Raw genomic sequence first — 25535 nt, forward strand, 5'->3', positions numbered from 1 at the left:
ATGCACTTGTGCATTTCTTGCGCAAAAATAAATGCATTTGTGCATTGACTGTATATGCATACATGCATATTCTTCATCTCAAGCCAGCCAAGAAGGCCTGGTGGAGGCGGCAAGGATGCTGCCAAGGAAGACAAGGACGTTACGCAACACCGGCAAGGACGCCATCGAAGCGATGGCAAGGATGCCAGGCAATACCGGCAAGGATGCCGACGCTCTTTAGTTTCAAACCGCTTCAAGAACAGGCAGCGATGAACCGGCCTTAACGGTTCAGAGGGTTGGCAACTGGCCCGGGTGTGCAGCGTAAAGCACCAGAAGCAGTTATCCGGCAGACAGGGATCGTGGTCGGAAAAACATTGAGGAAAGAACCGTACCGCGCCAGTAGCGCCGAAAGTTCGAGGACATCATTACTGAAAAGCCCGGGCAACCGGGCTTTTTGGAATGCCTACCTAGAGAACCCATTCAAATTGAAACAAACACCTACAACCGGCGACCTGCCGGTATCACTCATTCCAGGAGGCGTGACATGACAAACGAGCAGCAAGCGTTGGCGGAAATGCCTATCTGGCTGGTCATCGTATTGGCGGTGATTGGCGGGGTTTCCGGAGAAATGTGGCGCGCCGACAAGGAAGGCGCCCGCGGTTGGTCGCTTATGCGGCGCCTGGCCCTGCGTTCGGGGGCCTGCATGGTGTGCGGGGTATCAGCCCTGATGCTGTGCTACGCCGCCGGCATGTCGATCTGGACGGCCGGCGCCATTGGGTGCCTGACCGCCATGGCCGGCGCCGACGTGGCCATCGGCCTTTATGAACGCTGGGCGGCCAAGCGCATCGGCGTCAACGAAGGCCCTGGCCGGGACCCGCAGTAACCGTTGCAAGGACGCTACTTAAATGACACTTATCGAAAAACCCTCCCAATTGCCCCAGGCCATCAGCGAGGCACTGCGCAGGGCGTTTCCGGAACTTAAGGTCGGCACTCATCAGGACTTTCAGGGCGGCGCGAACAACACCGGCGTGTTGATCACGGTCGAAGGCAATGGGCCGGGCCTTCGCTCCCGCGAGGGGCGCAAGGCCCATGCCCTGGGGATTTCACTCAAGGCCATGGTGGCCCCGGGTGCCTTGCCCTTTGATGCCTGCGACCTGGCCAGCCAACTGATGGACCTGGTGCTGGATAACCGCTGGAACCTGCCGCAGGCGCAGTGCGACCTGCCGACCAGCATTGTCGCTGCGCCTTCAATACGCACCAGCGCAGAGACGGACTACGACACCTGGACCGTCACCTTCACCCAAACCCTCTATATCGGGCCGCCGTTGCTCAACGATCCCACAGGCAAGCCGCTTTTTGCCTGCACCTGGGAAGTTTCGAACATCGACGACCCCGACCAATACAAGCCGCTGGCGGAGTAGCCCATGTTCGACGCGCTGTTACGCATGCAACTGGGGCCGATCGTGGAGCGCCTGGCGGAAATGGAAAGCCAGCTCGAAGACCTGTATCGACGCGCCGAAAGTTTCTGCCGAATCGGCGTGTGCCAGGAGGTCGACGCCGCCAGCAATACCTGCAAGGTCAGCCACGGCGAACTGCTCACCCCGGCGATCCGCTTTTTCAACCCCAGCGCCGGGGCACAGACGGAAACCCGCATCCCGTCAGTAGGCGAGCAATGTTTGCTGCTCAACTACGGCGCCGGGGAGGGCGGGGCGCAATCGGTGGCCTTGTTCGGCTTGAACAGTGACCGTTTTCCACCGGTCTCCAGCGCTTCGACACTGACCCGGCGCCGCCATCAGGACGGCACCCAAAGCGACTACGACGACGCCAGCCATACCTTCAACTGGGTCAATGGCCCCACCACGTTCACAGGTTCCCGCGAACAGGTCGACATCAAGGTCGGCGCCGCCAGCCTCACGATGAGCGCCCAGGGCGTCACGCTGCAAGTCGGCGGCACCAGCCTGTTGCTGGATGCAGGCGGCGCGCACTTCAGTGGCCCGGTGGTGGACCACCAGGGTCGAGTCATCAGCCCCTGACAAGGACATCCCATGATCGGAATCGATAGAAACACCGGTGCGGCGGTCGATGACTGGCTGCAATTTGTGCAGCGCGCTACCCGAGCGCTGACCACGCCCTTGGGCACTCGCCAGAAGCGCCCGCTGTACGGCTCGATGATCCCGCAGCTGCTCGGGCAAAACCTCGGCGATGACCTGCTGATTCTCGCCCAGAGCCATGCCGCCCAGGCGTTCTACAACCCGCAGAACGGCATCGCCGACTTCGAGCCGCAAGTCATCGTCGCCAACCGCCAGGGCGCCGGCCTGTTGCTGCGCTTCGCCGGCACCTGGAAAAACCGCAAGCAATCCTTCGAGGTGGTGACATGAGCATGCTGATACCCGGCCAGAACCAGTTGGCTGAGCCAGCGATCATTGCCGTCGATGAGTTCGAGCCACTGTTGGCGGAGTTCAAGGCGTTTGTCGTTGATTACGTCGCAACTCGTGCGCCTGAAAATGCCGCCAAGCTGAAGGTCAGCCTGGAGAACGAGAGCGAGTTGCTGACGTTGGCGCTGGAAGCTTTTTGCGTTCGCCTGCAAACCCACGAGCGCAAATACAACGCCCGCATCAAGCAGATGCTGGCGTGGTGGGCCACCGGCAGCAACCTCGATGCGCGCCTGGCGGACATGGGCCTGGAGCGCCAGGTGCTCGACCCTGGTGACCCGGCGGCTTTCCCGCCGGTACCGCCAACATTGGAGAGCGACGATGACGCCCGGTTGCGTTATTACCTCGCGCCTCACGCTCCGGCGGCGGGTTCGCGGATGCAGTATCGCCGAGAGGTTTTCACCCTCGGTGAGCGACCATCGGTGAAAGTGCAAAGTGCTACGCCGGGTGTGGTGACGGTCACTTATACCTTCGACCCGGACGGCTACGCGGCACGGGTCAAGGATGGTAATGGCCGTCGAACCGCGCCCGGCGAAGTGATGGTCACGGTCCTGTCCAGAGACGGGGATGGCACACCTTCTGCTGATCTGCTTGACGGTGTACGTCGGCATTTCGCCCGGCCTGACGTGCGACCGGAAACGGATCTCGTCACGGTGCAGGCGGCTCAGATCCTGCGCTACAAAATCCGCGTGGTGGCGAAGATCAACGCCGGCCCGGATTCCGGGCTCACTCAAGTCGCCGCCCAGAAACTGCTGCAAGACTATGCAGAGTCCTGTCATCGCCTGGAAGGGCGGGTGGACCCGAGCTGGATCGACTACGCCATCCACTCGGCGGGAGCTGCACAACTGCAAATCCTTGAACCGCTGGAGCCGATCGTCACCACCGCGTTCCAGGCCCCGTATTGCACGGGCGTCGAGGTGGAGGTGCGCACGCTATGAGTGAGCCCAAAGGCAGTTTGCTGCCCGCCAACAGTTCGCCGTTGGAGAAGGCGCTGGACCTGGGTTTCGGGCAATTGCTCGATCGGGTGACGCCACCTTTTCCCGCCTTGATGAACCCGCTGCAGACGCCAGTGGAATTCTTACCGTACCTGGCTGCAGATCGTGGTGTTACTGAATGGAGTTCCAGTGCTCCTGAGGCTGAAAAGAGGGGCACGGTGAAGCTCGCTTGGCCGACCGCTCGCCAGTCCGGTACACGTAAAGCGCTGGAAAACGCCGCTACAGGGTTGCAGTTGGTCCCGCAGGTTCGCTCGTGGTACGAGCAAACGCCAATCGGTGCGCCTTACAGTTTTTCGGTGAGAGCGTTCACAAGCCTGGCCTACAGCGAAGAAATGGACGCTCGACTGGACCAGCGATTAGTCGCTGCAAAAAGCGAACGCGACATCCTGTCGGTCTCTGTGGGATTGAGCGCATCTGGTACCCATTCCATCGCTGCCGCGACGGTATGCGGCGAACTTACCATTATCCATCCGATTGTTATCGACGGTCTGAAAGCCGCCGGCAATGCATTCTCTGCCGCGGGGCTTTATAGCGTCGAGACGCTCACTATTTATCCACAGAGGTCCTAAATGGCCGACTTTTATACTCTTCTTACCAATGATGGAATTGCCTACGAAACTGCCTGCAAGGCTGCTGGGCTTCCGATCAAGCTTGCACAAATTTCGGTTGGTGATGGCAACGGCGCTGTCTATAACCCGGATGCGACCGCCAAAGCATTGAAGCGTGAGGTATGGCGGGGGCCATTGAATGCCCTTTTCCAAGACGAGAAAAATCCCAGCTGGCTCCTGGCAGAGGTGACGATTCCGTCAGATGTCGGTGGGTGGTATGTGCGCGAGGCGGGTATCTGGACCGATAGCGGCGTGTTGTACGCCATCGTCAAGTATCCGGAGTCGTTCAAACCCGTACTGGCGACATCTGGGTCGGGCAAAGAGTTTTACATCCGCTCGATTTTCGAAACGAGTAATGCGTCTCTGGTGACATTGCTGATTGATGACACTGTCGTCAAGGCAACTCGGGCATGGGTTGTTGATTATCTCGGCGACGAGCTGGCCAAGCTTGATAGCAAGCAGTCGGTTCGTGTGGCGGCTACGGCAAATATCGTCCTGAGTGGCGCGCAGCAAATCGATGGGGTTGCAGTGATTGCTGGCCAACGCGTACTGGTCGCAGGTCAGACGTTGGCGAAGGACAACGGTATTTATATTGTTGCCAATAGTGCCTGGTCGCGCTCGATGGATGCCAGCTCCAGTCAAAGAGTCACTCCTGGACTTAGCGTAATTGTCGAAGAGGGCACTGCCTATGGAGGCTCTTTGTGGCAGTTGGTCAGCAAAGGGGTTATCGCGTTGGGCTCCACCCCGCTGGTATTCGAGATGCTGGCGGGAAGAAGTGGTGTTCAGGCGGGCACCTACAAAGTTCTGACTGTCGACAAATATGGTCGAACCATAGGCGGCACGAACCCTGGAACGTTGGCTGAGATGGGCATCAGGGATGCCTATACGAAAGATGAAGTTGCGTCGATGTTCGGGAAACTGACGGATGAGTCGAAGTTGCCCGTAAAAGGCGGAACTATGACTGGCGCAATCAGCGCAGAGTTTTCTGGCATGGGAGGGGCCTTTGTCGATTGGCAAAAGCGTATCCCCGCCATCCAGATCAATTGTCCGATCAACTCGTATGGTTACTCTATTTGGAAGGGGACGATGTGGGGGGAACGTCATCTGGCGTCCATGGATGTCTACTCTGGTGGAACGTCTACCTCGCTCCCGGTAGTAGCACTTCATATGGGAGCTGTGCCGAGCGCTTTCCTATTTGAAGGCCAAGGTAACTTGACCATCAAGGGCGCCTACATCGGCGAGGGTGGCCAACTCATTAACCTTAACGCGAGCGCCCTGACGAAGGGGGCGGTACCCGCTGCACGACTGCAAGGTTCCTACAATATTGATGTGTCCGGAAACTCCGGAACAACCTCCCGGCTGGCAACACCACGCCAAATCAATGGTGTGCCATTCGATGGCTCGGCCAACATCGCGATTTCCGACAACTCCAAGTTACCCACCACGGGTGGCTTGATGTCAGGCACCGCCAGCTTTGAACTACCTGACATGGGCGGCGGATTTGTAGCATGGCGAGGCCGCTCGCCAGCTGTGCAGATCAATGCGCCGGCAAACTACTTGGCATACATGGTGTGGCGAGCAACGTGCTGGAATGAGCGACACCTCGCGGCAATGGAGGCCTATTCCGGCGGAACCAGCACCTCGCCGGCACAGGTCGTCACTCATGTGGGCGGAACGAATAACGCCATGACCCTTACCGAAGGGGGGCATTTGTCGATCTCAGGCATCTACAGCGGCAACGCCGCCGGCCTGACAAACCTGCCGCCGGCCACAGCCGACGTGCCGGGAGCCGTGCTTAAAAATACGGCCTCACTTGGGCCCAATGGTTGGTGGAAATGTGCCCAGACGGGAATGATCAAGCAGTGGGGAATTACCTTGGGCGCTTCGGATACCGTCACCCATCGCAGTTTTCCTATCGCGTTCCCCAATCGGTGTGCATCGCTTGTTGCAAGCCGGACGAGTCTCTTTTACTCCGATGCCGCAACGGGCACTAATACCTTGATCGTCAGCAATACGCAGTTTTCGGTTATTTCCGGCCCGTTCAACTCACCTGATGATATTTACTGGGAGGCCACAGGCTACTGACTATGACGATTTTCTTTCATGCCCAAACATTAGGTTTTTACGATACCCGAGCCCATGGCGAGCGGACACTTCGGATCCCCGATCCGACGTGGGAAAGGCCTATGGTCAACATTCCGGATCCCGCTTGGGAAGTTGATCCCAGCGCCCCTGAAGCGCAACGGCCTACCGTTGGCATTGCAGATGTCACGGCAGAACCACCCTTGATTGAAGTGGCAAATCCGGACTGCTGCCTGCCGCTCGCAGGAGAGCTGCGGGAAGTCAGTCTTGAAGAGTACCAAGCACTTTTCGCAGCTCAAGCCTCTGGCAAAGTGATCGGGGCCGATGGTAATCGCCCCATTATTTTGGAACCGCCCGAATTGACGTGGGAACAGCGCAAGCTTGAGTGTGTTGCGGTAGTTCAGGCGTTTCTGGATCAGACGGCCAAGTCCGCAGGATATGACGATATCAAGAATGCGATTAGCTATGCCGATGAGCCGGCAGTACCGCGCTTTCAGGCTCAGGGCCAGGCCTTCCGTTCCTGGCGGTCGCTGTGCTGGGCTTACTGCTATGAGCAGTTTGATGCCGTCGAGCAGGAGACGCGCGAGGTGTTCAGTCCGCAAGATCTCGTTTCTGAATTACCACAACTAGCACTTCCTTAAAAAGAGCGTTAGCAGATCGCCTAACGGTCCCATGTTCCATTCTCGTGACAGTCACACAAAACCGCCTTCGCGGTTTTTTTTCGCCTGGAGATCCACCTATGGCCAATCGCCAAACCTACACCGTCCTCATTCCATTCCCCACCGGCAACGGCCACTGGTCTACCGCCGGCGAGGAACTGGAACTGCTGGACGTCGAAGCATCCGCCCTGCGCACCGCTGGCCGCCTGGAACTGACCAGCGTCCTCAACTCCACCCCGAAGAAGGCTGACTGATCATGGCTGAGGTTTTGAACTTCGAACATAACGGCATCACCGTGAATGCCACTGAATCCCCCGAGGCCATGGGTGGCCTGGGCGATAACGTCATCGGCCTGGTGGGCACTGCCCCCAACGCCCATGCGTCGATTCCGAAAAACGCCCCGTTCCGCATCAACAGCTTCACCACCCAGGCGCTGCTGGACCCTACCGGCGCTGAAACCGGCACGCTGTTCCACGCCGTTTACCAGATCCTCAAAGTGGTCAAGGTGCCGGTCTACGTTGTGATCGTCGACGAGGGCACCACCCCGGCCGACACCATCAATAACGTAATCGGCGGTGAAGAGCCGGTCACCGGCCGCAAACTGGGCCTCGCCGCCCTGGCCAGCGTCCCCGAAGACCTGACCATCATCGGCGCCCCGGGCTTCACCGGCACCAAGGCCGTGGCCGGCGAATTCGCCTCCTTCGGCAAGCGCATCAAGGCCCGTGTGGTGCTGGACGGCAAGGACGCAACCGTCGCCGACCAGGTGACCTACAGCGGCGAACTGGGCGGTGCCGATCTCGGTTTCGACCGTTGCCTGCTGGTGCACAACATGCCGTCGGTGTACTCCAAGGCCGCGAAGAAAAACGTGTTCCTGGCGCCGTCGTCCCTGGCCATCGCCGCGCTGGCCAAGGTCAAGCAATGGGAAAGCCCGGGCAATCAGGTGACCTTCGCCGAAGACGTGTCCCGCGTGGTTGAGTACAACATCCTCGACACCTCCACCGAAGGCGACCTGCTCAACCGCTACGGCGTGAGCTACTACGCCCGCACCATCCTCGGCGGCTTCTCGCTGCTGGGTAACCGCTCCATCACCGGCAAGTTCATCAGCTACGTGGGCCTGGAAGATGCGATCAGCCGCAAGCTGGTCAAGGCCGGCCAGAAAGCCATGGCCAAGAACCTCACCAAGTCGTTCATGGACCAGGAGGTCAAGCGCATCAACGACTGGCTGCAAACCCTGGTGGCCGACGAGACCATTCCAGGCGGCAGCGTGTACCTGCACCCTGAACTGAACAGTGTCGAGAAGTACAAGAACGGCACCTGGTTCATCGTCATCGACTACGGCCGCTACGCGCCGAACGAACACATGATTTATCAACTCAACGCCCGCGATGAAATCATCGAGCAGTTCCTGGAGGATGTTCTCTAATGTTTACCAACCGAATCAGACAGGCCATGGCGGCCACCCTTCAAGGCCTGCCGTTGTCGGCGACGGTCACCTCGTTCGCACCGCCGAAGATCGACTTCGACATGGAACAGATGACCGGCGGACGTTTCATCGCCGAAGAAATGGCCAAGAGCGCCAAAGTGCTCAACGCCACATTGGAGCTGCAAGGCGCGGGTCCGGAAATCATGCTTGCCCTGGGGGTGCGCCTGGGCGATGACATTTTGCTGAACGTGCGTGAAGCCGGCCAGGACCAGGACGGCAAGACTTACTTCACCTACCACACCATCGGCGGCAAGCTGAAAACCCTGACCGAGACAACCCTGAAGATGGGCGATAAACCCGCCATCACCCTGGAGTTCTCCTGCCGCACCTACAACCGCCTGGAAAACGGCATCCCGGTGATCGACATCGACGTGCGTACCCAGAAGTTCGTGCTTAACGGCGTCGACATCCTCGGCGATGCCCGCCGCGCGGTACTGATGCCTTAAGCCCCCGGGAGCGGGTTTTCCCGCTCCCATACTTCACCAAGGAATTGATTCATGGCCTGGATGCCTCCGCTGCACATCCTGCTGTCGCCGATCACCGCTGATACCGGCGCGCTGATCGAGCAGATTCAACTCAAGCCGTTGTTCTACGCCGCGCAAAAAGACGCGCTGGCCCGGGCCGGTGATGACGAGGACGATCAGTTCTTCGAACTGGCCAAACTCGCCACCGGCCTGTCGGAAAAAGAACTCGACCAACTCAAGCGTCCGGACTATGTGAGCATCGCCCAGTACGTGCACGACATGTCGACCCGGCCTGCCTCGTACTTCCTCGACGCCGACGAGCAGCCCCGCGAATCGGCGACCAGTGAGCACGTCTCGCTGCTGTTGCCGCTTGACACCGCCGGCCGCCGTCTCACCAGCCTGATCCTGGAAATGCCCGCCCTGCGCGCCACCAAGGCGATGAAAAAACTCGCCACCAACAAAGAGCGCGCCGAGTTCATCACTGCCCACTGCACCGGCCTGATGATCCCGGATCTCGCCGACCTCAGCGTGCCCGACTGGACCGAACTGCAGGGGCGCATCGACGATTTTTTAAACAAACCGGCGGACTTCTTTCGGAGCGCGACATCGAAGTAATTCTCGACATCGTGCCGCTCATTTACTCGGTAAATGAAGCGGAAATCCTGGACTGGGACGCCGGAAAAGCATTGCGCCGCTACGACATCGCGATCACTCGCCTTGGCGTCAAACAGGAGTAGAGCGGATGGCAGACAGTAAATTTGGATTGAGGTCGCTCATCGCCAGGGACGGCGAGGCGATTTACGGCTCGCTCGAAACGGCCGGGGCAGGCGCCAGCATCCAGCCGATTGCGCCGATGCTTGCCGGCCCGTCCTTGCTTGATGCCGTACCCAAGGACGTGCCGGGCCAGGAACTGGCGAATGTCGGTGCGCAACTGACGCAACTGGTCACGGGGCAGACCCGGCTCATCGACACGCTGGAGAGGTTCAACGGCTCATTGCTCGATGTGATGGGTGCCCTGAAAACCGGCAAGGGCAATAGCACGGGCGGCGCCTCATCCGATACCGTCAAACCCTCGCAGGCGCTGGAAACGGCGATGACCGACCTGCATGAAGTGGTGGGGTTTGCCGGGCATGAGCGCACACAACTGCGCGAAGCTAACCTGGCCTTGGCGTCCGACCCGATGGTTGCCGCGAGTGGCGCAGATGCTGTCGACCTGGCAAGGGTGGAGCAGGTGGGGGCCCGGTCCGGCGTAGGCAAGGACCTTGAAACTCGCCAGGCTGATTTGCTGCAGTTCGCCCGCGATAGCGCGCTCATCGCCGCGGCCTTTCAGACCGATATCAAGACGGCCGGCGAGATGATGGGCGGCTGGCGTGGGTCGATGAAGCTGGATCGCCCGCAGGCGCTGGATCTGGCTGACGCCACCAACGTGCTGGGTTCCCACGCTTCGCTCAAGGCCGATGCGGTGGATATTGGTTCGATTGTGCGCCAGAGCACTGCGGCGAGAACGTCGGGCATGAGCCCCGAGCAGGTAGCGGCGTTTTCGGCGGCGTTGCTGACGGTTGGTAACAACCGGGCGTCTGCCGGGCTTGCGGTGGAAAAAGTCGGCGCCGCGCTGGCCAAGGGTGACGGTGCCTCCGAGGGGCAGCGTGCTGCCTGGGCAGAGCTCAAGCTTGACCCGAAGGTGCTTGCGGCAGGCATGAAGCGGGACGCACCGCAAACAGTGCTGACGGTCCTCGAGGCGCTCAAGGCGCAGCCCCAGGAAAGGCAGGCGGCACTGGCCACGCAGTTGTTCGACGGTAACCGCTCGATTCTGAGCCTGGTGCCGGTGATCGACACGCTGAAGCAGGCCTTTACGGCGGTGGCCGACAAGTCGACTTACGCGACTTCGGTCCTGGGAGACCAGGGCTCGGTCATGCGTTCGGCGACCGGGCGGGCAGACTCCACGCAAGCTCATGAACAAGCCTTCCAGGCCAGTACCACCCGCCTGGAGACAGCTTCCGATACGGCGATTGCACCCCTGAAAATCGGCGCACTGACGGTGCTGACCTCAGTGGTCAATGGCTTGGGCTGGCTGGCTGAATCGCTGCCCAAAGCCACGGCCGTCCTCACATTGGCCGCGGTGGTGATGGTGCCGCTGGCGAAGAAGCTCGGCGGCACTGTCGTGGACAAAGTCTTCGACAAGGTCGCCGGGAAAGTCCTGGGCGAGGGTGACGCGCCCCGCGATGCCGGTGGCAACAAGTCCGACCCGTCCGGCAGCAAAGGGAAGTCACAAGGCAACGACACACGCCAGGGCGAGCGCACGCCAGGCAAAAACTCAGGCCCTGATGCGCCCACGAAAACCAACAGAGCCAGCCGAATCGCGAAGCGCGGTTCGTTGGCGTTGGTAGTGGCAGACGCGGGTGTCAATCTCATCAAGGGCGCGAGCAATGGCACCCTGAAAGAGTCCGTTGGCGCCAGTGTGGGGTCGATAGGCGGTGGCGTCGCGGGTGGTGTGGCCGGCGAGGTTGCAGGGCTGGCCATTGGGCGAGCCGTTGGCACGCTCGCCGGGGCGGCGCTGGGTTCGATTATTCCGGGCGCCGGCACAGTGTTGGGCGGTGTGATCGGCGGCTTTGCCGGCGGTGCAATCGGTAAGGTGGTGGGCGGCGTCGTCGGCACGTTCGTCGGCAGCGACGTCGGGGCGAGCCTGGGCGAGAAAGTCATGAGCAGCGACGACCGTCTCCCGCCACCCGAACAGGTCAGCCAAAGCCTTCCCAACGCTCAAACAGACAACCGGCAAATCAACTTCGCCCCGCAGATCAACATTACCGCACCCGAGCAGACCAGTTACCAGGCGCTGGCGGCGCTCGTCGTGCAACAGATCGAGGCGCAGTTCACGCCGCTGTCGATGGACAACCTGCTGGCGACGCGACGCGACGCGGCACTCACCGATGGAGCGGTTTAATGCGACAACAAATGGTGTTGGGCAGCTTTATTTTCGGGCTGTCGCGCGGGTTTGCCTACGCGACCCTCGACCGTAACAGTAGCGGTGGCTGGGTCGCGCTGGACATCATTGCCGGCAAACCCAAGTCCAGCCAGACCGGCCAGGCCCTCGAAACATTGACCTTTGCCGGCAAGGCGGCGCGTGGCATTGGCATGGCCAGGCTCGACGAACTGCGCGACTTGCAGGCCTTGCGTACACCGCTGCCGTTGGTGGACGGGATTGGCCGTAACTGGGGGCTGTGGACGATCAAATCGGTGGACGAGAAACAAGCCAACGTGATCGACGACGGCACCGCCATGCTGATCAATTGGACGTTGATACTGGAGGAATTCGTCAATGCGTAGAGTCCGAAGTATTGCCGGTGACTCCGTCAACCTGCTGCTCTACCGCGAACTGGGTCGCAGCGACGACGCTGCCGAGGAAGCACTGTGGTATCTCAACCCGGACCTCGCGGAACACGGGGCGGTATTGCCGGCCGGCATCGGTGTAATCGTACCGGAGCTGGACGCGCGGCCCGCCGCAAAAAAACCGGTTTCGGTTTGGGATTAAGGAGGAACCATGGCACTTGGATTCACACCGGCGGTGGAAATTTACGGGACCAATGCCGCGCTGCTCAACGAGCGATTACTGGAGTGGGAACACACCGATGCCGCAGGCTTCGTCTCCGACCAGCTCAAGCTGACCCTCGACATCGAAGGGCTTGAGGGATTGCCCAGCCTGGGTGGGAGGATCGGCCTGCGGGTCGGTTACCTGGAGACCGGCCTGGAGGACAAGGGGCTCTTCAAGATTACCCAGCGCACCCCGTACCTGTTCCCCCTGCGCCTGGTGCTGGTGGCCACGGCGGCGCCGTTCGACCAGGACGAATTCAAACAGCGCCGCACAGCCAGCCATGGGCCAACCACCCTGGGCGCACTGTTCCGCCAACTGACCATACGTTATGGATTCTCACCCAGGGTCGCGCCGGATCTGGACGCTGAAAAGATCGCTCACATCGACCAGACCAACGAAAGCGACATGAGCTTCCTGACCCGGCTTGCCAAGCGTTTTGATGCGGTGGCCAAGCCTGTCGACGAGCTGTATGTGCTGGGCCGTAAAGGCCAGATCACCTCGCTGTCGGGCAAGCCGCTGCAAGAAGTGCGGCTGTCGGTCACTCGTGATAACCGTCCGGGCGACCGCGCGTTTATCAGCGCCAGTTTTACCGAGACCAGCCGGGCCAAGTTCGAAGGGGCCAAGGCGTCCTGGTGGGATGTCGCTACCTGCAAGAAACGTGAGGTGGAGGTGGGCGGTGCGCCGTTCAAAGTCCTTGCCCAGCGCTACCAGAGCGAAGACGAAGCCAGGACGGCGGCCGAAGGCGAGATGCGCCGGGTTAGCCGTGAAGGCCTGCAGATCAATGTGATATGCCCCGGCAACCCGGCGTTCCAGGCCGAAGGGCTGCTGGTGCTGGATGAAACCTGGCCCGGCTTCATGCAGGGGCGCTGGTCCATCGACACGCTGACGGCCGTCGGCAAACGCAAGGAAAGCTACCGATGCACGATCAAGGCGAACGGATTGTCGTCACCGCAATGACGTGCTCGATCGGTTCCTTCCACCCACCCGCTTCGGCGGGTTTTTTATTGCCTGGTGAGATGCCATGAAGATAACCCCTCTGGTCAGTCATCTTCGGGATCACTGCCCATCGTTCAACCAACACATCGGCGCCGGCCTCGACCTCGACGCGCTGCAAAACCTGCCAGTGCTCGACTCACCCCAGGCGGTCGTGACGCCGATCAGTGACAAGGCCAGCCCTAACGCTGCGCAAAACAGCAGTCGCCAACCCCTGCGCGAACATTTTGGCGTGGTGCTGGTGCTGGATTTGCCGGAGGGCCAGCAAGCCCAGGCGATGGACCAGCTGCATGCCTTGCGCGCCGAGGTCTGGCGGGCGCTGGTGGGCTACAGGCCCGAGGGGTTCTACGAGCCCATCCAGTACGACGCTGGCGAATGGCTGTTGCTCAGCAAGGTTCGCGGGTTGTACCGGCTACGGTTTTTTCTCGAGAGCCAGTTGGGACGCAACCTCAGCACACAGCCGGCGGAAACCTGGCTCGAGCTTGAACTGGACGCTTTGCCGTCCTTCAACGGGGTGACGGTGCGGGTCGATGCCATCGACCCAGCCGACCCCAACCTGCAACGCCCAGGCCCCGACGGGCGCCTGGAAATGACGTTTTCTGCCGAGGTAAAACCATGAGCAAACGCATCACCGTACTGCCGGTTTCCGGCCGTGCCGTACCTGACCCGGAGGCGGGCGATCTGTTGCCCGCCGAAGGCCGCGAAGTCCCGGACAACGCCTGGTGGCGTCGACGTCTGGCCGATGGCGACATCACAACCAAAGCCGTCAAGGCGGCAAAAACACAGGGAGCCAAGTAATGGCGATCGGATTCAGTCATATTCCGGCGGACATTCGTGTGCCGCTGTTCTACGCCGAGATGGATAATTCGGCAGCCAATAGTGCGTCGTCGGCCCTGCGCCGATTGATCGTGGCCCAGGTCAACGACAACGTCACCAGCCCGGAAATCGGCAGCCTGGTGCTAGTATCGAGCGAGGCCATGGCCAAGCGTATCGGTGGCCAGGGTTCGATGCTGGCGTCGATGTACGAGACGTTCCGCAAGAGTGACCCGGTGGGCGAAATCTGGTGCCTGCCGCTGCACAGCACCGAAGGCAGCGCGGCCAAGGCCGAGCTCAAGCTGACCGGCGCCGCGACCCAAGGTGGCATTCTCAGCCTGTACGTCGGCGGCACCCGGGTTCAAGCGACCGTGATCAATGGTGCGACGGCTGCCGTGGCTGCCACCGCCCTGGCGCTGAAAATCAACGCCAGTGCCGACCTGCCGGTCAGTGCGGTAGCCGCCGATGGCACCGTCACCCTGACCGCCAAGTGGACCGGTGAGAGTGGCAACGACATCAGCCTGCAGCTCAACCGCCTGGGCCAGAGCAACGGCGAACAAACCCCCGACGGCCTGACCGCCGTGCTCGGCAAAATGGCGGCGGGCGCCGGTGTGCCGGACCAGCTCGCGGCATTGGCTGCGCTGGGCGACGAGCCGTTCGAGTTCATCTGCATGCCCTGGGCCGACACCACCAGCCTCAACGCCTGGCAAGCGGTGATGGATGACAACAGCGGTCGTTGGTCGTGGGCCAAGCAACTGTTCGGCCACGTCTACACCGCCAAGCGCGGCACTATCGGCACCCTGGTGGCGGCCGGGCAAGGGCGAAATGACCAGCACGTGACCATCCAGGCCATGGAGCCGGGCGTGCCGCAACCGTTCTGGGTCCAGGCCGCAGCATTGGCTGCACGCACGGCGGTGTTCATCTCTGCCGATGCCAGTCGTCCGACCCAAAGCGGCAGCTTGCCGGGCCTCGATCCGGCCGACGCGAGCGAGCGCTTCACTCTGACCGAGCGCCAATCGCTGCTCAACTACGGCATCGCCACCGCTTACTACGAAGGCGGTTACGTGCGCATTCAGCGGGCCATCACCACTTACCAGAAGAACGCGTTCGGCCAGGCGGACAATTCCTATCTGGACAGCGAAACCCTGCACCAGTCGGCCTTTATCGTGCGCCGCCTGCAGAGCGTGATCACCAGCAAGTACGGGCGCCACAAACTCGCTGCTGACGGCACGCGCTTTGGCGCCGGCCAGCCGATCGTCACCCCGAGCACCATCCGCGGTGAGCTGATTGCCCAGTACGCCAAGCTCGAACTGGAAGGCCATGTGGAGAACGCAGAGCTGTTCGCCGAGCACCTGATCGTCGAGCGCGACAGCCAGGACCCGAGCCGGGTCAACGTGCTGTTCCCGCCGGATTACGTCAACGGGCTGCGGGTGTTCGCGCTGCTCAACCAGTTCCGTTTGCAGTACGACGCGGCGGTGTAGGCCCCGCGCTTTTCGCAACTGATTCCAGCCCGCCGAGTGCGGGCTTATTTTTGGGAGAAACATCATGGGTCAACTGATTGCGGGCACCTGCTACGTCAAAGTGGACGGCGCTCAACTGACCATCAACGGCGGCTGCGAAGCACCGTTGATGGCCGTCAAGCGGGAAACCGTGGTGCCGGGTTTCTATAAGGAAACCGACATCACCCCGTCTTTCAAAGTTACCGCGCTGCACACGCCGGACTTTCCAATGAAGCAACTGATCGCCGGCACCGACATGACCGTCACCTGCGAATTCAACAACGGCAAGGTCTACGTGCTGGCCGGCGCCTACCTGGTGGAAGAGCCGGTGGCCAAGGGCGATGACGCGGTGATCGAGCTGAAATTCGAAGGCATCAAGGGGACCTGGCAATGACCGATACGGTGAAGCTGCAAGCGGCCATCGAGGCCCACGGCGAGTCATTGACCGAACTCACCCTGCGCCGCCCGACGGTGCAGGAGGTGCGGGCAATCAAGGCGCTGCCGTACAAGATCGACAAGGGCGAAGACGTGAATCTGGACCTTGACGTCGCCGCCAAGTACATCGCCGTGTGCGCGGGTATCCCGCCGTCGTCGGTCAACCAGCTCGACCTGATGGACTTCAACGCGCTGAGCTGGGCCGTCGCCGGTTTTTTCATGAGTGCGGCGCAGGCTCCGTCGCCGAGCTGATTGCGGTGGCCTATGACCTGGCCTGGTTCTGGAAGGTTGATCCCGAACAGATGCTGGCCAGGCCTTTGGATACGCTCCGGGAATCCCTGGAGCATGCGCAACGGATCAATGCGATGCAGCAGGTGCAGTGATGGCAGAAGCTCAGAAAGTAGAAAGTACCGCCGTGCGCCTGACCGGCATCGACCAGCTGTCGCCCAAGCTTGCTGCGCTGCAGGCCATGGTCGGGCGCTTCAGGCAGAACCTGGAACAGACCGGTCTCGGCAAACTCGACGTCGCGGGCCTGGTAAAGGGCGGTGGGCTGGCGGCACCGTTTATCAGCGGTATCAATTCGGCGCTGGCGTTCAAGGCTGAGGTCGGCGAGGTCAATGCCGCCGTGGGGCAGGGCGTTACCGAAACGGCGGCGCAAGGGCTGAAGGATTTCAACGCGTCGCTGGACAAGGTGTCGGTGGCGTTTGGTACTGCGCTGTTGCCGGCCGTCACGGCGGTGGTGGTCGGGTTGGAGCCGTTGCTGACGACGGTGGCCCAGGTGCTCACCGAAAATCCGCAACTGGTGCAGGGCCTGGCTGCCGGCGCAGTAGCGTTTACCGCGATGCAGGCGGCCGTCACCGGCGTGTCTCAGGCACTGGGCTTGATGCAGCTGGTGCTCAGCGCCAATCCGATAGTTTTGGTGGCTGTAGGCATTGCCGTGGCGGCAGGCTTGATCGTTGCCAACTGGAAGCCGATTTCGGCATTTTTTGTCGGGCTCGGCGAACGGGTGATGGCGGCGATTGGAACCTTGGGCGAGTTTTTCCAGACGGTCTTTGCGTTTCGTCCGCTGGAACAGGTGATGCGCTTGTGGGGGCCGATCACAGGCTTTTTTGCCGGGTTGTGGACGTCGCTTAAGGTGATGGCGCAGCCCTTGGTCGGCTTTTTCACCACACTGTTTTCCTGGTCGCCAATGGGTTTGATCGTCAACAACTGGACGCCGTTGAGCGGCTTTTTTGCGGCCCTCTGGGACTTGCTCAAGGCACTGAGTGTGCCGGTGGTCGAGTTCATGAAAAGCCTGTTCAGTTGGTCACCCCAAGGGCAAATCATTGCCAACTGGGGCGTGATCAGTGAGATGTTTGCGGCGATCTGGACTGACTTCAAACTCACCGCGCTGGCGGCTTTTACCATCGTCAGCAGTTACTTCGATTGGTCGCCCCTGGACAAGGTTTCTGCCGTCTGGGGAAGCGTCAGCGGTGCATTCGCCTCGATCTGGGGCGATATCAAGTTGCAGGCCCAGGACGCCTTTGTAGTGTTGAGTGGCCTGTTCGAGGACTGGCATCCGATGGAGCAACTTGAAGCCATGTGGGCACCGGTGCTGAGTTGGTTCACGGCGCTGTCGGAGAAGCTTGCGGTGATCACCGCACCGATTCGCAAGCTGTTCAACGGTGGGCTGGGTGAGGTGATCAACCAGGCGACCGGCAGTGTGCTGGAGTTGACCACCGAGCAACAGGAACGTAATGCCGAAAGCGCGCGCGATCCGTCCTGGTTCCGCAAGGGGCCTGGCTTGGTATCACCGCTGGCGTCCAGCTCCAGTTCGCTGCTGCAACAAACCGCTGCCAACAACCGCACGCAGCTCAACGGCGATTTGCGGGTGAGCTTCGACAATGCACCGGCGGGCCTGCGGGTGGACCAGCCCAGAACCAACCAGCCCGGCCTGAGCGTCACCCCACGTGTCGGCTACCGTTCCCTGTCCCTTGGAGGCTCCAATGAGCTGGCGTGATCGTTTGTTGCCGGCGTCGTTTCGTGGCGTCGGGTTTTGGGTTGACCAGGCGAAAGTCCCGGTCGGCAAGAAGGGCCAGTTGCACGAATACCCTCAGCGCGACCTGCCTTTTTTTGAAGGGCTGGGCCAACAGTCCAGGGTGCATGAGCTGACGGCATTTGTAGTGGGCGAGGATTGCCTGGAGCAACGCGACAAGTTGCTCAAGGCCCTGGAGGAGGGCGCCGGCGAGCTGGTGCACCCGTGGCTTGGACGGTTGCAGGTCAAGGTCGGCGAATGCGAGATGACCCAAACCCGCCAGGACGGCGGGCTGGTGACCTTTGCCCTGAAGTTCTATCCCGACGAACCTTTGAAGTTTCCCACTACGGCGGTCAATACCCGCCAGCTGTTGCTGGTGTCGGCCGACAGTTTGCTGGGTTCGGCGGTGCTGCGCTTTGAGCAGGCCGTCGCACTGGTGAAGCAGGCGCGGGTGGGCATCCAGGCGTTGCGCAATGGCCTGGCAGAGGTTTACCAGGTAATTGAGCAGCAATTTGCCCCACTGATTCAGTTGTATGGCGACCTGAATGCCTTGGTCAAAGCCATCAAGGAAGTGCCCAAGGAATTGAGCACCGAGTTCAAGGGCTTGCTCGGCGATGTGAAGGAGTTGAAGGCATTTGCCCGCAGCGGCTATCGCGGCATGCTGGCCAACCTCTCGCAGCAGGTGGAAGCGGCTCGGAATATCGACGTGCCGAAGCTGACCACCGGCAAGGACAGCGTGGCGGCGGTGCAAGCCACTGCCAACCTGGTACAGGATGCGTTGTGGGTGAAGATCGCCCATTGGCTGGCGGACGTACCGGTGGCGACAAAAGCGGTGACCCTCAGTACCACGCCATCCGTGGCGCAACAGGCGGCACAGCCGGTGCAGCGCCGCGAAGTGCCGGTGGCCGACGATGTGCTGGTGCTGCGTGACCTTCTGAACGAAGCCATGTGGCAAGCCGCATTGAAGGCCGACGCCGGGCACTATGTTGCGCTGAACGACCTGCGCCAACAGATGTTCGCGCATCTGACGGCGGTGGCTTCGTCCGGTGTCCGGCTGGTCAATCTGACGCCGATGCGCAGCATGCCCGCCTTGCTGTTGGCCTATCAGCGCTTCGGTGACGCGACGCGAGTGGGCGAGGTGGTGCAGCGCAATCGGGTGGCCCATCCGGGCTTCCTGCCACCGGCGGACCTGCAAGTGGTCAGGGAGTAACCCATGAACGAGTTGGACAATGCCGTCACCCTGACCGTGGACGGCCTGGATTATGGCGGCTGGAAAAGCGTGGAAATCAGCGCCGACCTGGAGCGTCAATTTCGCACCTTCACCCTCAACATCACCTGGCAATGGCCCGGGCAAACCATGGCGGCGCCGATCAAGCCCGGCGCCCGTTGCCAGGTACGCATCGGTTGCGACCTGGTGCTCACCGGCTTTGTGTTCAAGGCGCCCATCAGTTACGACGGCCGACAGATCAGCCTGAGTATTCAGGGCGGTTCAGTGACCCAGGACCTTGTGGACTGCGCAGCGATAAACCAGCCCGGCCAGTGGCGCGGGCAAAGTGTGCTGAGCATCGTCCGGGCGCTGACGGCCACCTATGGCGTGGAGGTGCACAGCGAGATTGCCGAAACCGCGCGCCTGCATACCCACAGCATCGTGCCCGGGGAGACGGTATTTCAATCCATCGACCGCTTGCTGACGTTGTATCGGGTGTTCTCCACCGACGATGCGGATGGGCGCCTGGTATTGGCATCGCCCGGTAGTGCAGGGCGTGCGAATGACAGCCTGGAGCTGGGCCAGAACATCCTTTCGGCTAACGCACCGATGGACTTCAGCTCGGTATTTTCCGAGTACCGCGTCATCGGTCAGCACAAGGGCGATGATCAGAAAAGTGCAGCGGCGGTCAGTGAGGTTTCAGGGATTTCCCGGGATGAAAAAGCCACGCGAAAACGCGTCACGGTGATCAGCGAACCGACGCAGTTGACCCCCGAGCTGGCCCAGCAACGCGCCGACTGGGAACGCGCCACCCGTACCGGAAAAGCCCTGACCACCACCTACACCGTGCAAGGCTGGCGGCAGTCCAACGGCGATTTGTGGCGCCACAACCTGTTGGTGCGGGTGATCGATCCGGTGCTGGGCTTTGACCAGGACATGCTGATCTCCAAGGTCACCTGGTCGCTCTCCGACCAAGGTTCGATCACCACGCTACAGGTGGCGCCGCCGTCCACCTTTGATGCCAATCCGTTGCCATCCGCTTAACCACCAAGGAATTTCCATGAGCTTACTGACTCGCCTGCTGGCGCGCGGCACTGTCGTGCTCGCCCACTCGGCCACCAAGCTGCAATCGCTGCAAATGCGCCTGACGGCAGGCGAAGTGAACGACGACATGGAGCACTTCGAACCCTACGGTTTTACCAGCAACCCTCTGGCGGGTGCTGAAGGCATCGCCACCTTCCTGGGCGGTGACCGCTCCCATGCCATCGTGCTGGTGGTGGCAGACCGTCGCTATCGCTTGCAGTCCCTGGCGCCGGGTGAAGTGGCGATCTATACCGACGAAGGCGACAAAGTTCATTTCAAGCGCGGGCGGGTAATCGACATTGAAACCGGCACCTTGAATATCCGCGCCAGCCAGGCGGTGAACATTGATACGCCGACCCTGACGCAGAGCGGCAAGATCATCTCCCAGGGCGACCAGATTGCCGGCGGCATCAGCCAGATCCGGCACGTGCATGTGGGCGTCCAGCCCGGCAGCGGTCAGACCGGTGCGCCGGCGGGAGGCCAGTGATGTTTGTCTCCGACAACCTGAAAAAGACCCTGACCCGCTCGGTGCTGATCAGCCTGTTCACCTGGCGCCGTGCCGCACCCGACGATGCGGTTGACGATGACGAGCGCTTCGGCTGGTGGGGCGACAGTTTTCCCAGCGTGGCCGACGACCGTATCGGCTCAAGGTTGTGGTTGCTGCGCCGGGTCAAGCTGACCCGCCAGACGCAACTGGACGCCGAATTCTATGCCCGCGAAGCCTTGCAATGGCTGATCGACGACGGGCATTGCAGCGCCATCGAAGTCCTCAGTGAGCGCCTCGACGCCCAGCGGCTCAACCTGCGCACGCAGCTGACCCTGGCCGATGGCGAGCGCCTGGACATCAACCCTGATAACAGTTGGCAGGTGATCTATGCCGTTTGAAACCCCTTCGCTGCCGGTGCTGATCAAACGCACCCAAAGCGACCTGGCCAGCGATTCGCTGCGCCAGTCCGATGCCCAGGTCCTGGCGCGCACACTGAGTGGCGCTGCGTTCGGCCTGTACGGTTATCTCGATTGGATCGCTGAGCAGATCCTGCCGGATACCGCCGATGAATCCACCCTGGAACGCATCGCTGCGCTGCGTTTGAACCAGGCACGCAAGGCGGCGGTAGCCGCCAGTGGCACCGTGAGTTTTACCGCAGCGGCGGGCGCGGTGCTGGATGTGGACACGGTGCTGCAAGCCAGTGATGGTCGCAGCTTCAAAGTCACCGCTGCCGGTACCACCCATGCAGGCCTCAACACCGCCACGGTGCAGGCGATTGATGCCGGCACGCTGGGCAACGCTGATGCCGGGCTGAGCCTGATCGCGGTCCAGCCGCTGCAAGGTATTGGTTCGACGTTTACCGTGCTGGCGCCGGGGTTGACCGGCGGTGTGGCACGAGAAACCCTGGAGTCGCTGCGGGCGCGGGTGATTCGTTCCTATCGCGTTATTCCCCAGGGCGGTTCGGCACAGGATTACGAGACCTGGTCCCTCGAAGTGCCCGGCATTACCCGCGCATGGTGTCGCGGCAATTACCTGGGGCCGGGGACGGTGGGGGTGTTCGTGATGCGTGACGACGACCCGCAGCCGATCCCCAATGCCGCGCAGCTGGCGCAGGTTCAAGCCCATATCGAACCGCTGCGGCCAGTGACCGCTGATGTGTATGTGTTGGCGCCGGTGATGAAACCAGTGGCTTATCAACTGCGCTTGACCCCCGACACCAGCGCCGTGCGTGCGGCCGTCGAGGCCCAACTGCGAGACTTGCACAATCGCGAGGCGGGGCTGGGCGACAGCTTGTTGCTGACCCACATCGCCGAAGCCATCAGCACCGCCACCGGTGAGACCGATCACAAACTGACAAGCCCGCTGGCGGACGTTACGGCGGCGACAAACCAGTTACTGGTGTTTGGAGGTATCACATGGCTGGGATAAGGACGGCTGGCCAGTACGAGGAGCAACTGATCGCCCTGTTGCCCAGCGGGCCGGCCTGGGACCTGGAGACCATGCCGCAGTTGCAGACGGTGCTCAAAGGCATCGCCGAAGAACTTACGCGCATCGACGCCCGCGCCTGCGACCTGCAAAACGAAATGGACCCCGTGACCGTCAGCGAACTGGTGCCGGAGTGGGAAAGGGTGATGCAACTGCCGGACCCTTGCCTGGGCTTGAGCCCGCTGTACGACGACCGTCGCCTGGCGGTGCGTCGACGTCTGTTGGCGGTGGGCAGCCAGCGCGCCGCGTACTACATCGAAATCGCCCGCAGCCAGGGTTATCCCGACGCCAGTGTCACTGAACATCGCGCCCCGCGCATGGGCCGCTCACGGTTTGGCGCGGCGCATTTTGGCACCTGGCAGGCGCACTTCATGTGGACGCTCAACACCGGCGGCCGCCAGCACCTGGGGCGGCGGTTTGGGGCGAGTTATTGGGGAGAGCGGTTTGGCGTCAACCCGGGCAATGCCCTGGAGTGCCTGATTCATCGCAGCGCACCTGCTCATACGCAGGTGCACATCAATTATGACTAGAGGATAGAAGCGTGGATTATCCAAAGAGTGTGCCCAGCGTTGGGCTGGTGAATGGCAAGTTTGTGGATGAAAACCCGGTGACCGGGACGCCGGGGAGTTTGATTCCGGCGGCTTGGGGGAATGGGGTTACGCAGGAGATTTTGAATGTGTTGGCGGCGGCAGGGATTGCGCCGGATGAGACGAAGACCGATCAGCTGACGCAGGCGTTGAGCGTTTTGAGTGACTGGTTGAAGTTGAGGAATAAACCGACGACGTTGGCGGGGTATGGGATTACCGATGCACTGCTGGTTGGACGTACAACAGACCAACGGCCTAGCTTGTCCGCCAGTGATTTGACTGATACCGGTAATGGTCTTGGTGGTGCGCTGGAAATTCGTGAGGCTCAACAGGTAGAAAGCAAAAAGCTGACGTTCGAGTACGCCCCGAAAATCATGTTTCATTGGAAGGACCGCTGGGCGAAAGCGTTGGCGATGGATGCTAACGGAGAGATGGTATGGGGTGGGCAGAAAGTTTGGACTGCTGCCAATTTGGATCTGACAAACAAGGCGGATAAGGCAACCACGCTGGCGGGATATGGGATTACCGATGGCCTTGTAGTGGGCCGCACCAGCCGTCAGCGGGTTAGTTTATCTGCAGAAACACCGGGGGATTGGAGTAATGGGCTGGGTGGCGCCATTGAAATTCGAGAAGCCCAAGAAGTTACTAATACCCAAAGCGGATTTGAATATGCACCCAGAGTGCTCTTTCACTGGGGGGGGATAATTGCCAGGTCTTTGGCGATGAACTCTGCAGGGGAACTCATGTGGGGATCACAGACAGCTTGGACTTCCGGGAATTTTGACCCCGCGCGTAAAGCGAACGTGGCTACTACGCTGGCGGGTTACGGGATTACCGATGCGCTCTCAGCTTCCAGCTTTCTCAAACCTGTAGCTGGGCAATGGATCCAGATAGGGGGGAGCGGTGTGCTTCCAGCAGGCGGAACGTGGGCCTTTTTCTGTGCCAATTACAACGGTAACGGGGCTGCGCTTGGTGGCAACGCCGGAGTGGCAGCTGGTGGCACTGCGGTAGGTAATGGAAACTGTGTCGGTTTTGCATGGAGGATTCAGTAATGGATAACGAACAACGTCCTGAGCAGTACAACATAGAGGACATTTATCTTAAAAAGGACGGTAGCTACTTAGTCACCTTGGATGGCTATCCCTACCATGTGACTGAAGCAGAAACTCCGGACGTTTATCGTGCAGTGCGTTTACTGATTGATTCGGGTGAGCAGTGCCAGGAGTACATCGATCCCGTCATTTCCGATGCTGAAGCCCAGGCAAATGAGCGCATGTGGCGTGATTCAGAAATACAGCGCATTAGTTGGGTAAGTGATCGTCATCGTGATCAGTTGGACATGGGATTGAAAACGACGCTTTCCACTGAGCAGTTCAAAGAGTTGCTCAAATACACTCAAGCATTGCGTGACTGGCCTCAGGCTGAGAGCTTCCCCTTGATTGCCAAACGGCCCGTTGTATTGCCTTGGTTGGATGCTGTTACTCAGTAAACGTGTCGGCGTGAGAGAGTAGAAATCAATGGAGATAACCCTTCCCCAACTTATCCAAGTAATGCCTGGAGCCCGCCTTAGAGCGGGCCTTTTTTTAGCTTCTTTAAATGCGGCTACCGCAGCTCACCAAATCACCACCCCCAAACGCATCGCCGCCTTCCTCGCCCAAATCGGTCACGAATCCGGCGAACTGCGTTACGTACGTGAGCTGGGCAGCGATCAATACCTGAGCAAGTACGACACCGGCACCCTGGCCGCGCGCCTGGGCAACTCCCCCGAAGCCGATGGCGATGGCCAGAAGTATCGCGGGCGTGGCCTGATCCAGATCACCGGCCGGCGCAACTACCTGGCATGCAGCCAGGCGTTGTTCGGCGATGAGCGTTTGTTGCAGCAACCGGAGTTGCTGGAGCAACCGCAATGGGCCTGCGAATCCGCCGCGTGGTTCTGGCAGAGCAATGGCTTGAACGAACTGGCCGACAAAGACCAATTCACCACCATCACCCGGCGTATCAATGGCGGCCTCAATGGCTTGGAAAACCGTATGCAGTTGTGGGCTCGGGCGAAGGCGGTTCTATGGGCTTCCTGACGTCATATCGCCTGCTTGGCTTTTTCCTGTTGGCGGCGGTCTCGGCGGGTATTGCCTGGCAGGTACAGGCTTGGCGGTATGGCATCCAACTTGAGCGCCTGGAGGTGCTGCACGCCGAAGCGCTGAGCCAACAAAGCCTGTCGGCTCAGCGTCAACAACGGTTGGAACAGGACAAACGGCTGGCACTGGAGCAACAACTCAGCGCCAGCGACCAACAACACACTCGGGAGCTTTCCGATGCACAGCGTGATCAGGCTCACCTGCGGGATCGTCTGGCCACTGCTGATGTGCGGTTGTCAGTCCTTCTCGACGCCAGCGACTCAGCCAGCGGCTGCCCAATGCCAGCCACCGCCACCCCCGGCAGCGTGGTTCATGGCGCCCCGCGAGCCCGACTTGACCCGGCGCATGCTCAACGAATTATCGGCATCACCGACGACGGCGATAACGCAATGATTGCCTTGCGCGCCTGCCAGGCGTATATCCGGGCCGTCGCGCGTTAGTCTCTTGTAACTTGCATGGCCCATGGGCTCCTGTAGGGTAGGCAAATGCCCGTCCACTCCAGGAGA

Annotated in this window: 33 protein-coding genes; all 33 read left to right on the plus strand. The window is 60.8% G+C overall.

Features of this window, described 5'->3' with window-relative positions; genetic code table 11:
- Positions 1-523 precede the first annotated feature (523 nt).
- The 33 genes from HX801_RS21875 to HX801_RS22030 all read left to right on the plus strand — a co-directional run bounded on the left by HX801_RS21875 (position 524) and on the right by HX801_RS22030 (position 25469).
- The gene (locus tag HX801_RS21875; RefSeq protein ID WP_003208680.1) at positions 524-862 is read left to right on the plus strand and encodes a phage holin family protein; all 339 of its coding nucleotides are present in this window, start codon (positions 524-526) and stop codon (positions 860-862) included.
- 22 nt (positions 863-884) lie between these two features.
- Positions 885-1400 carry a hypothetical protein gene (locus tag HX801_RS21880; RefSeq protein ID WP_177009853.1) on the plus strand — a complete coding sequence of 172 codons (516 nt, stop codon included), beginning with the start codon at positions 885-887 and terminating at the stop codon, positions 1398-1400.
- Between the two features lie 3 nt (positions 1401-1403).
- Positions 1404-2012: a phage baseplate assembly protein V gene (locus HX801_RS21885; RefSeq protein WP_003208676.1), complete on the plus strand. Its 609-nt coding sequence runs from the start codon at positions 1404-1406 to the stop codon at positions 2010-2012.
- Positions 2013-2024: 12 nt separating this feature from the next.
- A complete protein-coding gene (locus HX801_RS21890; protein ID WP_003208675.1) occupies positions 2025-2357 on the plus strand; it encodes a phage baseplate protein in 333 nt (110 codons plus the stop codon).
- A complete protein-coding gene (locus HX801_RS21895; protein WP_177022714.1) occupies positions 2354-3349 on the plus strand; it encodes a baseplate J/gp47 family protein in 996 nt (331 codons plus the stop codon). Before HX801_RS21890 ends, HX801_RS21895 begins: the two co-directional genes overlap by 4 nt.
- The gene (locus HX801_RS21900; RefSeq protein WP_008433535.1) at positions 3346-3975 is read left to right on the plus strand and encodes a phage tail protein I; all 630 of its coding nucleotides are present in this window, start codon (positions 3346-3348) and stop codon (positions 3973-3975) included. The genes HX801_RS21895 and HX801_RS21900 overlap by 4 nt, the downstream gene beginning before the upstream one ends.
- A complete protein-coding gene (locus HX801_RS32065; protein WP_008433537.1) occupies positions 3976-6099 on the plus strand; it encodes a phage tail protein in 2124 nt (707 codons plus the stop codon).
- Between the two features lie 2 nt (positions 6100-6101).
- Positions 6102-6737: a hypothetical protein gene (locus HX801_RS21910; RefSeq protein WP_050550304.1), complete on the plus strand. Its 636-nt coding sequence runs from the start codon at positions 6102-6104 to the stop codon at positions 6735-6737.
- Between the two features lie 98 nt (positions 6738-6835).
- Positions 6836-7009: a hypothetical protein gene (locus tag HX801_RS21915; RefSeq protein WP_008433539.1), complete on the plus strand. Its 174-nt coding sequence runs from the start codon at positions 6836-6838 to the stop codon at positions 7007-7009.
- Positions 7010-7011: 2 nt separating this feature from the next.
- Complete coding sequence (locus HX801_RS21920) at positions 7012-8178, plus strand: tail protein (RefSeq protein ID WP_003208663.1); 1167 nt, start codon at positions 7012-7014, stop codon at positions 8176-8178.
- On the plus strand, positions 8178-8684 hold the full coding sequence (locus HX801_RS21925; RefSeq protein WP_003208662.1) for a phage major tail tube protein: 507 nt from the start codon (positions 8178-8180) through the stop codon (positions 8682-8684). The genes HX801_RS21920 and HX801_RS21925 overlap by 1 nt, the downstream gene beginning before the upstream one ends.
- Before the next feature lie 51 nt (positions 8685-8735).
- Positions 8736-9317, plus strand: coding sequence for a phage tail assembly protein (locus tag HX801_RS21930; RefSeq protein ID WP_177022715.1), 582 nt, complete (start codon positions 8736-8738; stop codon positions 9315-9317).
- A 127-nt stretch (positions 9318-9444) separates the two neighbouring features.
- Positions 9445-11643, plus strand: a complete 2199-nt coding sequence (locus tag HX801_RS21935) for a phage tail tape measure protein (RefSeq protein ID WP_177022716.1) — start codon at positions 9445-9447, stop codon at positions 11641-11643.
- Positions 11643-12026: a phage tail protein gene (locus tag HX801_RS21940; RefSeq protein WP_003208656.1), complete on the plus strand. Its 384-nt coding sequence runs from the start codon at positions 11643-11645 to the stop codon at positions 12024-12026. The genes HX801_RS21935 and HX801_RS21940 overlap by 1 nt, the downstream gene beginning before the upstream one ends.
- Positions 12019-12231: a tail protein X gene (locus HX801_RS21945; protein WP_177022717.1), complete on the plus strand. Its 213-nt coding sequence runs from the start codon at positions 12019-12021 to the stop codon at positions 12229-12231. The genes HX801_RS21940 and HX801_RS21945 overlap by 8 nt, the downstream gene beginning before the upstream one ends.
- Before the next feature lie 9 nt (positions 12232-12240).
- Positions 12241-13248 (plus strand): phage late control D family protein, encoded by a 1008-nt coding sequence (locus tag HX801_RS21950; RefSeq protein ID WP_177009847.1) that lies wholly within the window; start codon positions 12241-12243, stop codon positions 13246-13248.
- 64 nt (positions 13249-13312) lie between these two features.
- Positions 13313-13903, plus strand: a complete 591-nt coding sequence (locus HX801_RS21955; RefSeq protein WP_177022718.1) for a hypothetical protein — start codon at positions 13313-13315, stop codon at positions 13901-13903.
- Positions 13900-14082: a DUF2635 domain-containing protein gene (locus tag HX801_RS21960; protein WP_087695298.1), complete on the plus strand. Its 183-nt coding sequence runs from the start codon at positions 13900-13902 to the stop codon at positions 14080-14082. Before HX801_RS21955 ends, HX801_RS21960 begins: the two co-directional genes overlap by 4 nt.
- Positions 14082-15578, plus strand: coding sequence for a phage tail sheath subtilisin-like domain-containing protein (locus tag HX801_RS21965; protein WP_177022719.1), 1497 nt, complete (start codon positions 14082-14084; stop codon positions 15576-15578). Before HX801_RS21960 ends, HX801_RS21965 begins: the two co-directional genes overlap by 1 nt.
- A gap of 64 nt (positions 15579-15642) precedes the next feature.
- Positions 15643-15990 carry a phage tail tube protein gene (locus tag HX801_RS21970; protein WP_177022720.1) on the plus strand — a complete coding sequence of 116 codons (348 nt, stop codon included), beginning with the start codon at positions 15643-15645 and terminating at the stop codon, positions 15988-15990.
- Entirely contained in the window at positions 15987-16283 is a 297-nt protein-coding gene (locus HX801_RS21975; RefSeq protein WP_177022721.1) for a phage tail assembly protein, read from the plus strand. The genes HX801_RS21970 and HX801_RS21975 overlap by 4 nt, the downstream gene beginning before the upstream one ends.
- A 5-nt stretch (positions 16284-16288) precedes the next feature.
- On the plus strand, positions 16289-16414 hold the full coding sequence (locus HX801_RS32070; RefSeq protein WP_010170085.1) for a hypothetical protein: 126 nt from the start codon (positions 16289-16291) through the stop codon (positions 16412-16414).
- Positions 16414-18030, plus strand: a complete 1617-nt coding sequence (locus HX801_RS21980; RefSeq protein WP_177022722.1) for a hypothetical protein — start codon at positions 16414-16416, stop codon at positions 18028-18030. Before HX801_RS32070 ends, HX801_RS21980 begins: the two co-directional genes overlap by 1 nt.
- Positions 18017-19255 carry a DNA circularization protein gene (locus HX801_RS21985; protein ID WP_177022723.1) on the plus strand — a complete coding sequence of 413 codons (1239 nt, stop codon included), beginning with the start codon at positions 18017-18019 and terminating at the stop codon, positions 19253-19255. The genes HX801_RS21980 and HX801_RS21985 overlap by 14 nt, the downstream gene beginning before the upstream one ends.
- Before the next feature lie 3 nt (positions 19256-19258).
- Entirely contained in the window at positions 19259-20296 is a 1038-nt protein-coding gene (locus HX801_RS21990) for a phage baseplate assembly protein (protein WP_177022724.1), read from the plus strand.
- A 16-nt stretch (positions 20297-20312) separates the two neighbouring features.
- Positions 20313-20822, plus strand: coding sequence for a phage baseplate assembly protein V (locus tag HX801_RS21995; protein ID WP_017480159.1), 510 nt, complete (start codon positions 20313-20315; stop codon positions 20820-20822).
- Positions 20822-21220, plus strand: a complete 399-nt coding sequence (locus HX801_RS22000; protein ID WP_177022725.1) for a phage GP46 family protein — start codon at positions 20822-20824, stop codon at positions 21218-21220. The genes HX801_RS21995 and HX801_RS22000 overlap by 1 nt, the downstream gene beginning before the upstream one ends.
- Positions 21210-22250: a baseplate J/gp47 family protein gene (locus tag HX801_RS22005; RefSeq protein WP_177022726.1), complete on the plus strand. Its 1041-nt coding sequence runs from the start codon at positions 21210-21212 to the stop codon at positions 22248-22250. Before HX801_RS22000 ends, HX801_RS22005 begins: the two co-directional genes overlap by 11 nt.
- On the plus strand, positions 22238-22837 hold the full coding sequence (locus HX801_RS22010; RefSeq protein ID WP_087695306.1) for a YmfQ family protein: 600 nt from the start codon (positions 22238-22240) through the stop codon (positions 22835-22837). The genes HX801_RS22005 and HX801_RS22010 overlap by 13 nt, the downstream gene beginning before the upstream one ends.
- An 11-nt stretch (positions 22838-22848) precedes the next feature.
- Complete coding sequence (locus HX801_RS32075; protein WP_371316580.1) at positions 22849-23946, plus strand: hypothetical protein; 1098 nt, start codon at positions 22849-22851, stop codon at positions 23944-23946.
- On the plus strand, positions 23946-24383 hold the full coding sequence (locus HX801_RS22020) for a phage tail assembly chaperone (protein WP_157721310.1): 438 nt from the start codon (positions 23946-23948) through the stop codon (positions 24381-24383). The genes HX801_RS32075 and HX801_RS22020 overlap by 1 nt, the downstream gene beginning before the upstream one ends.
- Positions 24384-24411: 28 nt before the next feature.
- Positions 24412-24969, plus strand: coding sequence for a glycoside hydrolase family 19 protein (locus HX801_RS22025; RefSeq protein WP_177022727.1), 558 nt, complete (start codon positions 24412-24414; stop codon positions 24967-24969).
- Positions 24957-25469 (plus strand): lysis system i-spanin subunit Rz, encoded by a 513-nt coding sequence (locus HX801_RS22030; RefSeq protein WP_177022728.1) that lies wholly within the window; start codon positions 24957-24959, stop codon positions 25467-25469. Before HX801_RS22025 ends, HX801_RS22030 begins: the two co-directional genes overlap by 13 nt.
- Positions 25470-25535: the final 66 nt, after the last annotated feature.

The sequence above is a fragment of the Pseudomonas sp. G1002 genome (genome assembly GCF_013385455.1).
Taxonomy (GTDB): Bacteria; Pseudomonadota; Gammaproteobacteria; order Pseudomonadales; family Pseudomonadaceae; genus Aquipseudomonas.

Coding starts and splice junctions, on each gene's coding strand:
- HX801_RS21875 (WP_003208680.1), top strand. CDS start 524: ATGACAAACGAGCAGCAAGCGTTGGCGGAAATGCCTATCTGGCTGGTC.
- HX801_RS21920 (WP_003208663.1), top strand. CDS start 7,012: ATGGCTGAGGTTTTGAACTTCGAACATAACGGCATCACCGTGAATGCC.
- HX801_RS21970 (WP_177022720.1), top strand. CDS start 15,643: ATGGGTCAACTGATTGCGGGCACCTGCTACGTCAAAGTGGACGGCGCT.
- HX801_RS21940 (WP_003208656.1), top strand. CDS start 11,643: ATGCGACAACAAATGGTGTTGGGCAGCTTTATTTTCGGGCTGTCGCGC.
- HX801_RS32065 (WP_008433537.1), top strand. CDS start 3,976: ATGGCCGACTTTTATACTCTTCTTACCAATGATGGAATTGCCTACGAA.
- HX801_RS22005 (WP_177022726.1), top strand. CDS start 21,210: ATGCCGTTTGAAACCCCTTCGCTGCCGGTGCTGATCAAACGCACCCAA.
- HX801_RS21960 (WP_087695298.1), top strand. CDS start 13,900: ATGAGCAAACGCATCACCGTACTGCCGGTTTCCGGCCGTGCCGTACCT.
- HX801_RS21990 (WP_177022724.1), top strand. CDS start 19,259: ATGAACGAGTTGGACAATGCCGTCACCCTGACCGTGGACGGCCTGGAT.
- HX801_RS22010 (WP_087695306.1), top strand. CDS start 22,238: ATGGCTGGGATAAGGACGGCTGGCCAGTACGAGGAGCAACTGATCGCC.
- HX801_RS21910 (WP_050550304.1), top strand. CDS start 6,102: ATGACGATTTTCTTTCATGCCCAAACATTAGGTTTTTACGATACCCGA.
- HX801_RS21985 (WP_177022723.1), top strand. CDS start 18,017: ATGAGCTGGCGTGATCGTTTGTTGCCGGCGTCGTTTCGTGGCGTCGGG.
- HX801_RS21935 (WP_177022716.1), top strand. CDS start 9,445: ATGGCAGACAGTAAATTTGGATTGAGGTCGCTCATCGCCAGGGACGGC.
- HX801_RS22020 (WP_157721310.1), top strand. CDS start 23,946: ATGGATAACGAACAACGTCCTGAGCAGTACAACATAGAGGACATTTAT.
- HX801_RS21925 (WP_003208662.1), top strand. CDS start 8,178: ATGTTTACCAACCGAATCAGACAGGCCATGGCGGCCACCCTTCAAGGC.
- HX801_RS21955 (WP_177022718.1), top strand. CDS start 13,313: ATGAAGATAACCCCTCTGGTCAGTCATCTTCGGGATCACTGCCCATCG.
- HX801_RS22000 (WP_177022725.1), top strand. CDS start 20,822: ATGTTTGTCTCCGACAACCTGAAAAAGACCCTGACCCGCTCGGTGCTG.
- HX801_RS21980 (WP_177022722.1), top strand. CDS start 16,414: ATGGCAGAAGCTCAGAAAGTAGAAAGTACCGCCGTGCGCCTGACCGGC.
- HX801_RS21950 (WP_177009847.1), top strand. CDS start 12,241: ATGGCACTTGGATTCACACCGGCGGTGGAAATTTACGGGACCAATGCC.
- HX801_RS21890 (WP_003208675.1), top strand. CDS start 2,025: ATGATCGGAATCGATAGAAACACCGGTGCGGCGGTCGATGACTGGCTG.
- HX801_RS21900 (WP_008433535.1), top strand. CDS start 3,346: ATGAGTGAGCCCAAAGGCAGTTTGCTGCCCGCCAACAGTTCGCCGTTG.
- HX801_RS22025 (WP_177022727.1), top strand. CDS start 24,412: ATGGAGATAACCCTTCCCCAACTTATCCAAGTAATGCCTGGAGCCCGC.
- HX801_RS21965 (WP_177022719.1), top strand. CDS start 14,082: ATGGCGATCGGATTCAGTCATATTCCGGCGGACATTCGTGTGCCGCTG.
- HX801_RS21930 (WP_177022715.1), top strand. CDS start 8,736: ATGGCCTGGATGCCTCCGCTGCACATCCTGCTGTCGCCGATCACCGCT.
- HX801_RS21885 (WP_003208676.1), top strand. CDS start 1,404: ATGTTCGACGCGCTGTTACGCATGCAACTGGGGCCGATCGTGGAGCGC.
- HX801_RS22030 (WP_177022728.1), top strand. CDS start 24,957: ATGGGCTTCCTGACGTCATATCGCCTGCTTGGCTTTTTCCTGTTGGCG.
- HX801_RS21895 (WP_177022714.1), top strand. CDS start 2,354: ATGAGCATGCTGATACCCGGCCAGAACCAGTTGGCTGAGCCAGCGATC.
- HX801_RS21915 (WP_008433539.1), top strand. CDS start 6,836: ATGGCCAATCGCCAAACCTACACCGTCCTCATTCCATTCCCCACCGGC.
- HX801_RS21995 (WP_017480159.1), top strand. CDS start 20,313: ATGAGCTTACTGACTCGCCTGCTGGCGCGCGGCACTGTCGTGCTCGCC.
- HX801_RS21975 (WP_177022721.1), top strand. CDS start 15,987: ATGACCGATACGGTGAAGCTGCAAGCGGCCATCGAGGCCCACGGCGAG.
- HX801_RS21880 (WP_177009853.1), top strand. CDS start 885: ATGACACTTATCGAAAAACCCTCCCAATTGCCCCAGGCCATCAGCGAG.
- HX801_RS21945 (WP_177022717.1), top strand. CDS start 12,019: ATGCGTAGAGTCCGAAGTATTGCCGGTGACTCCGTCAACCTGCTGCTC.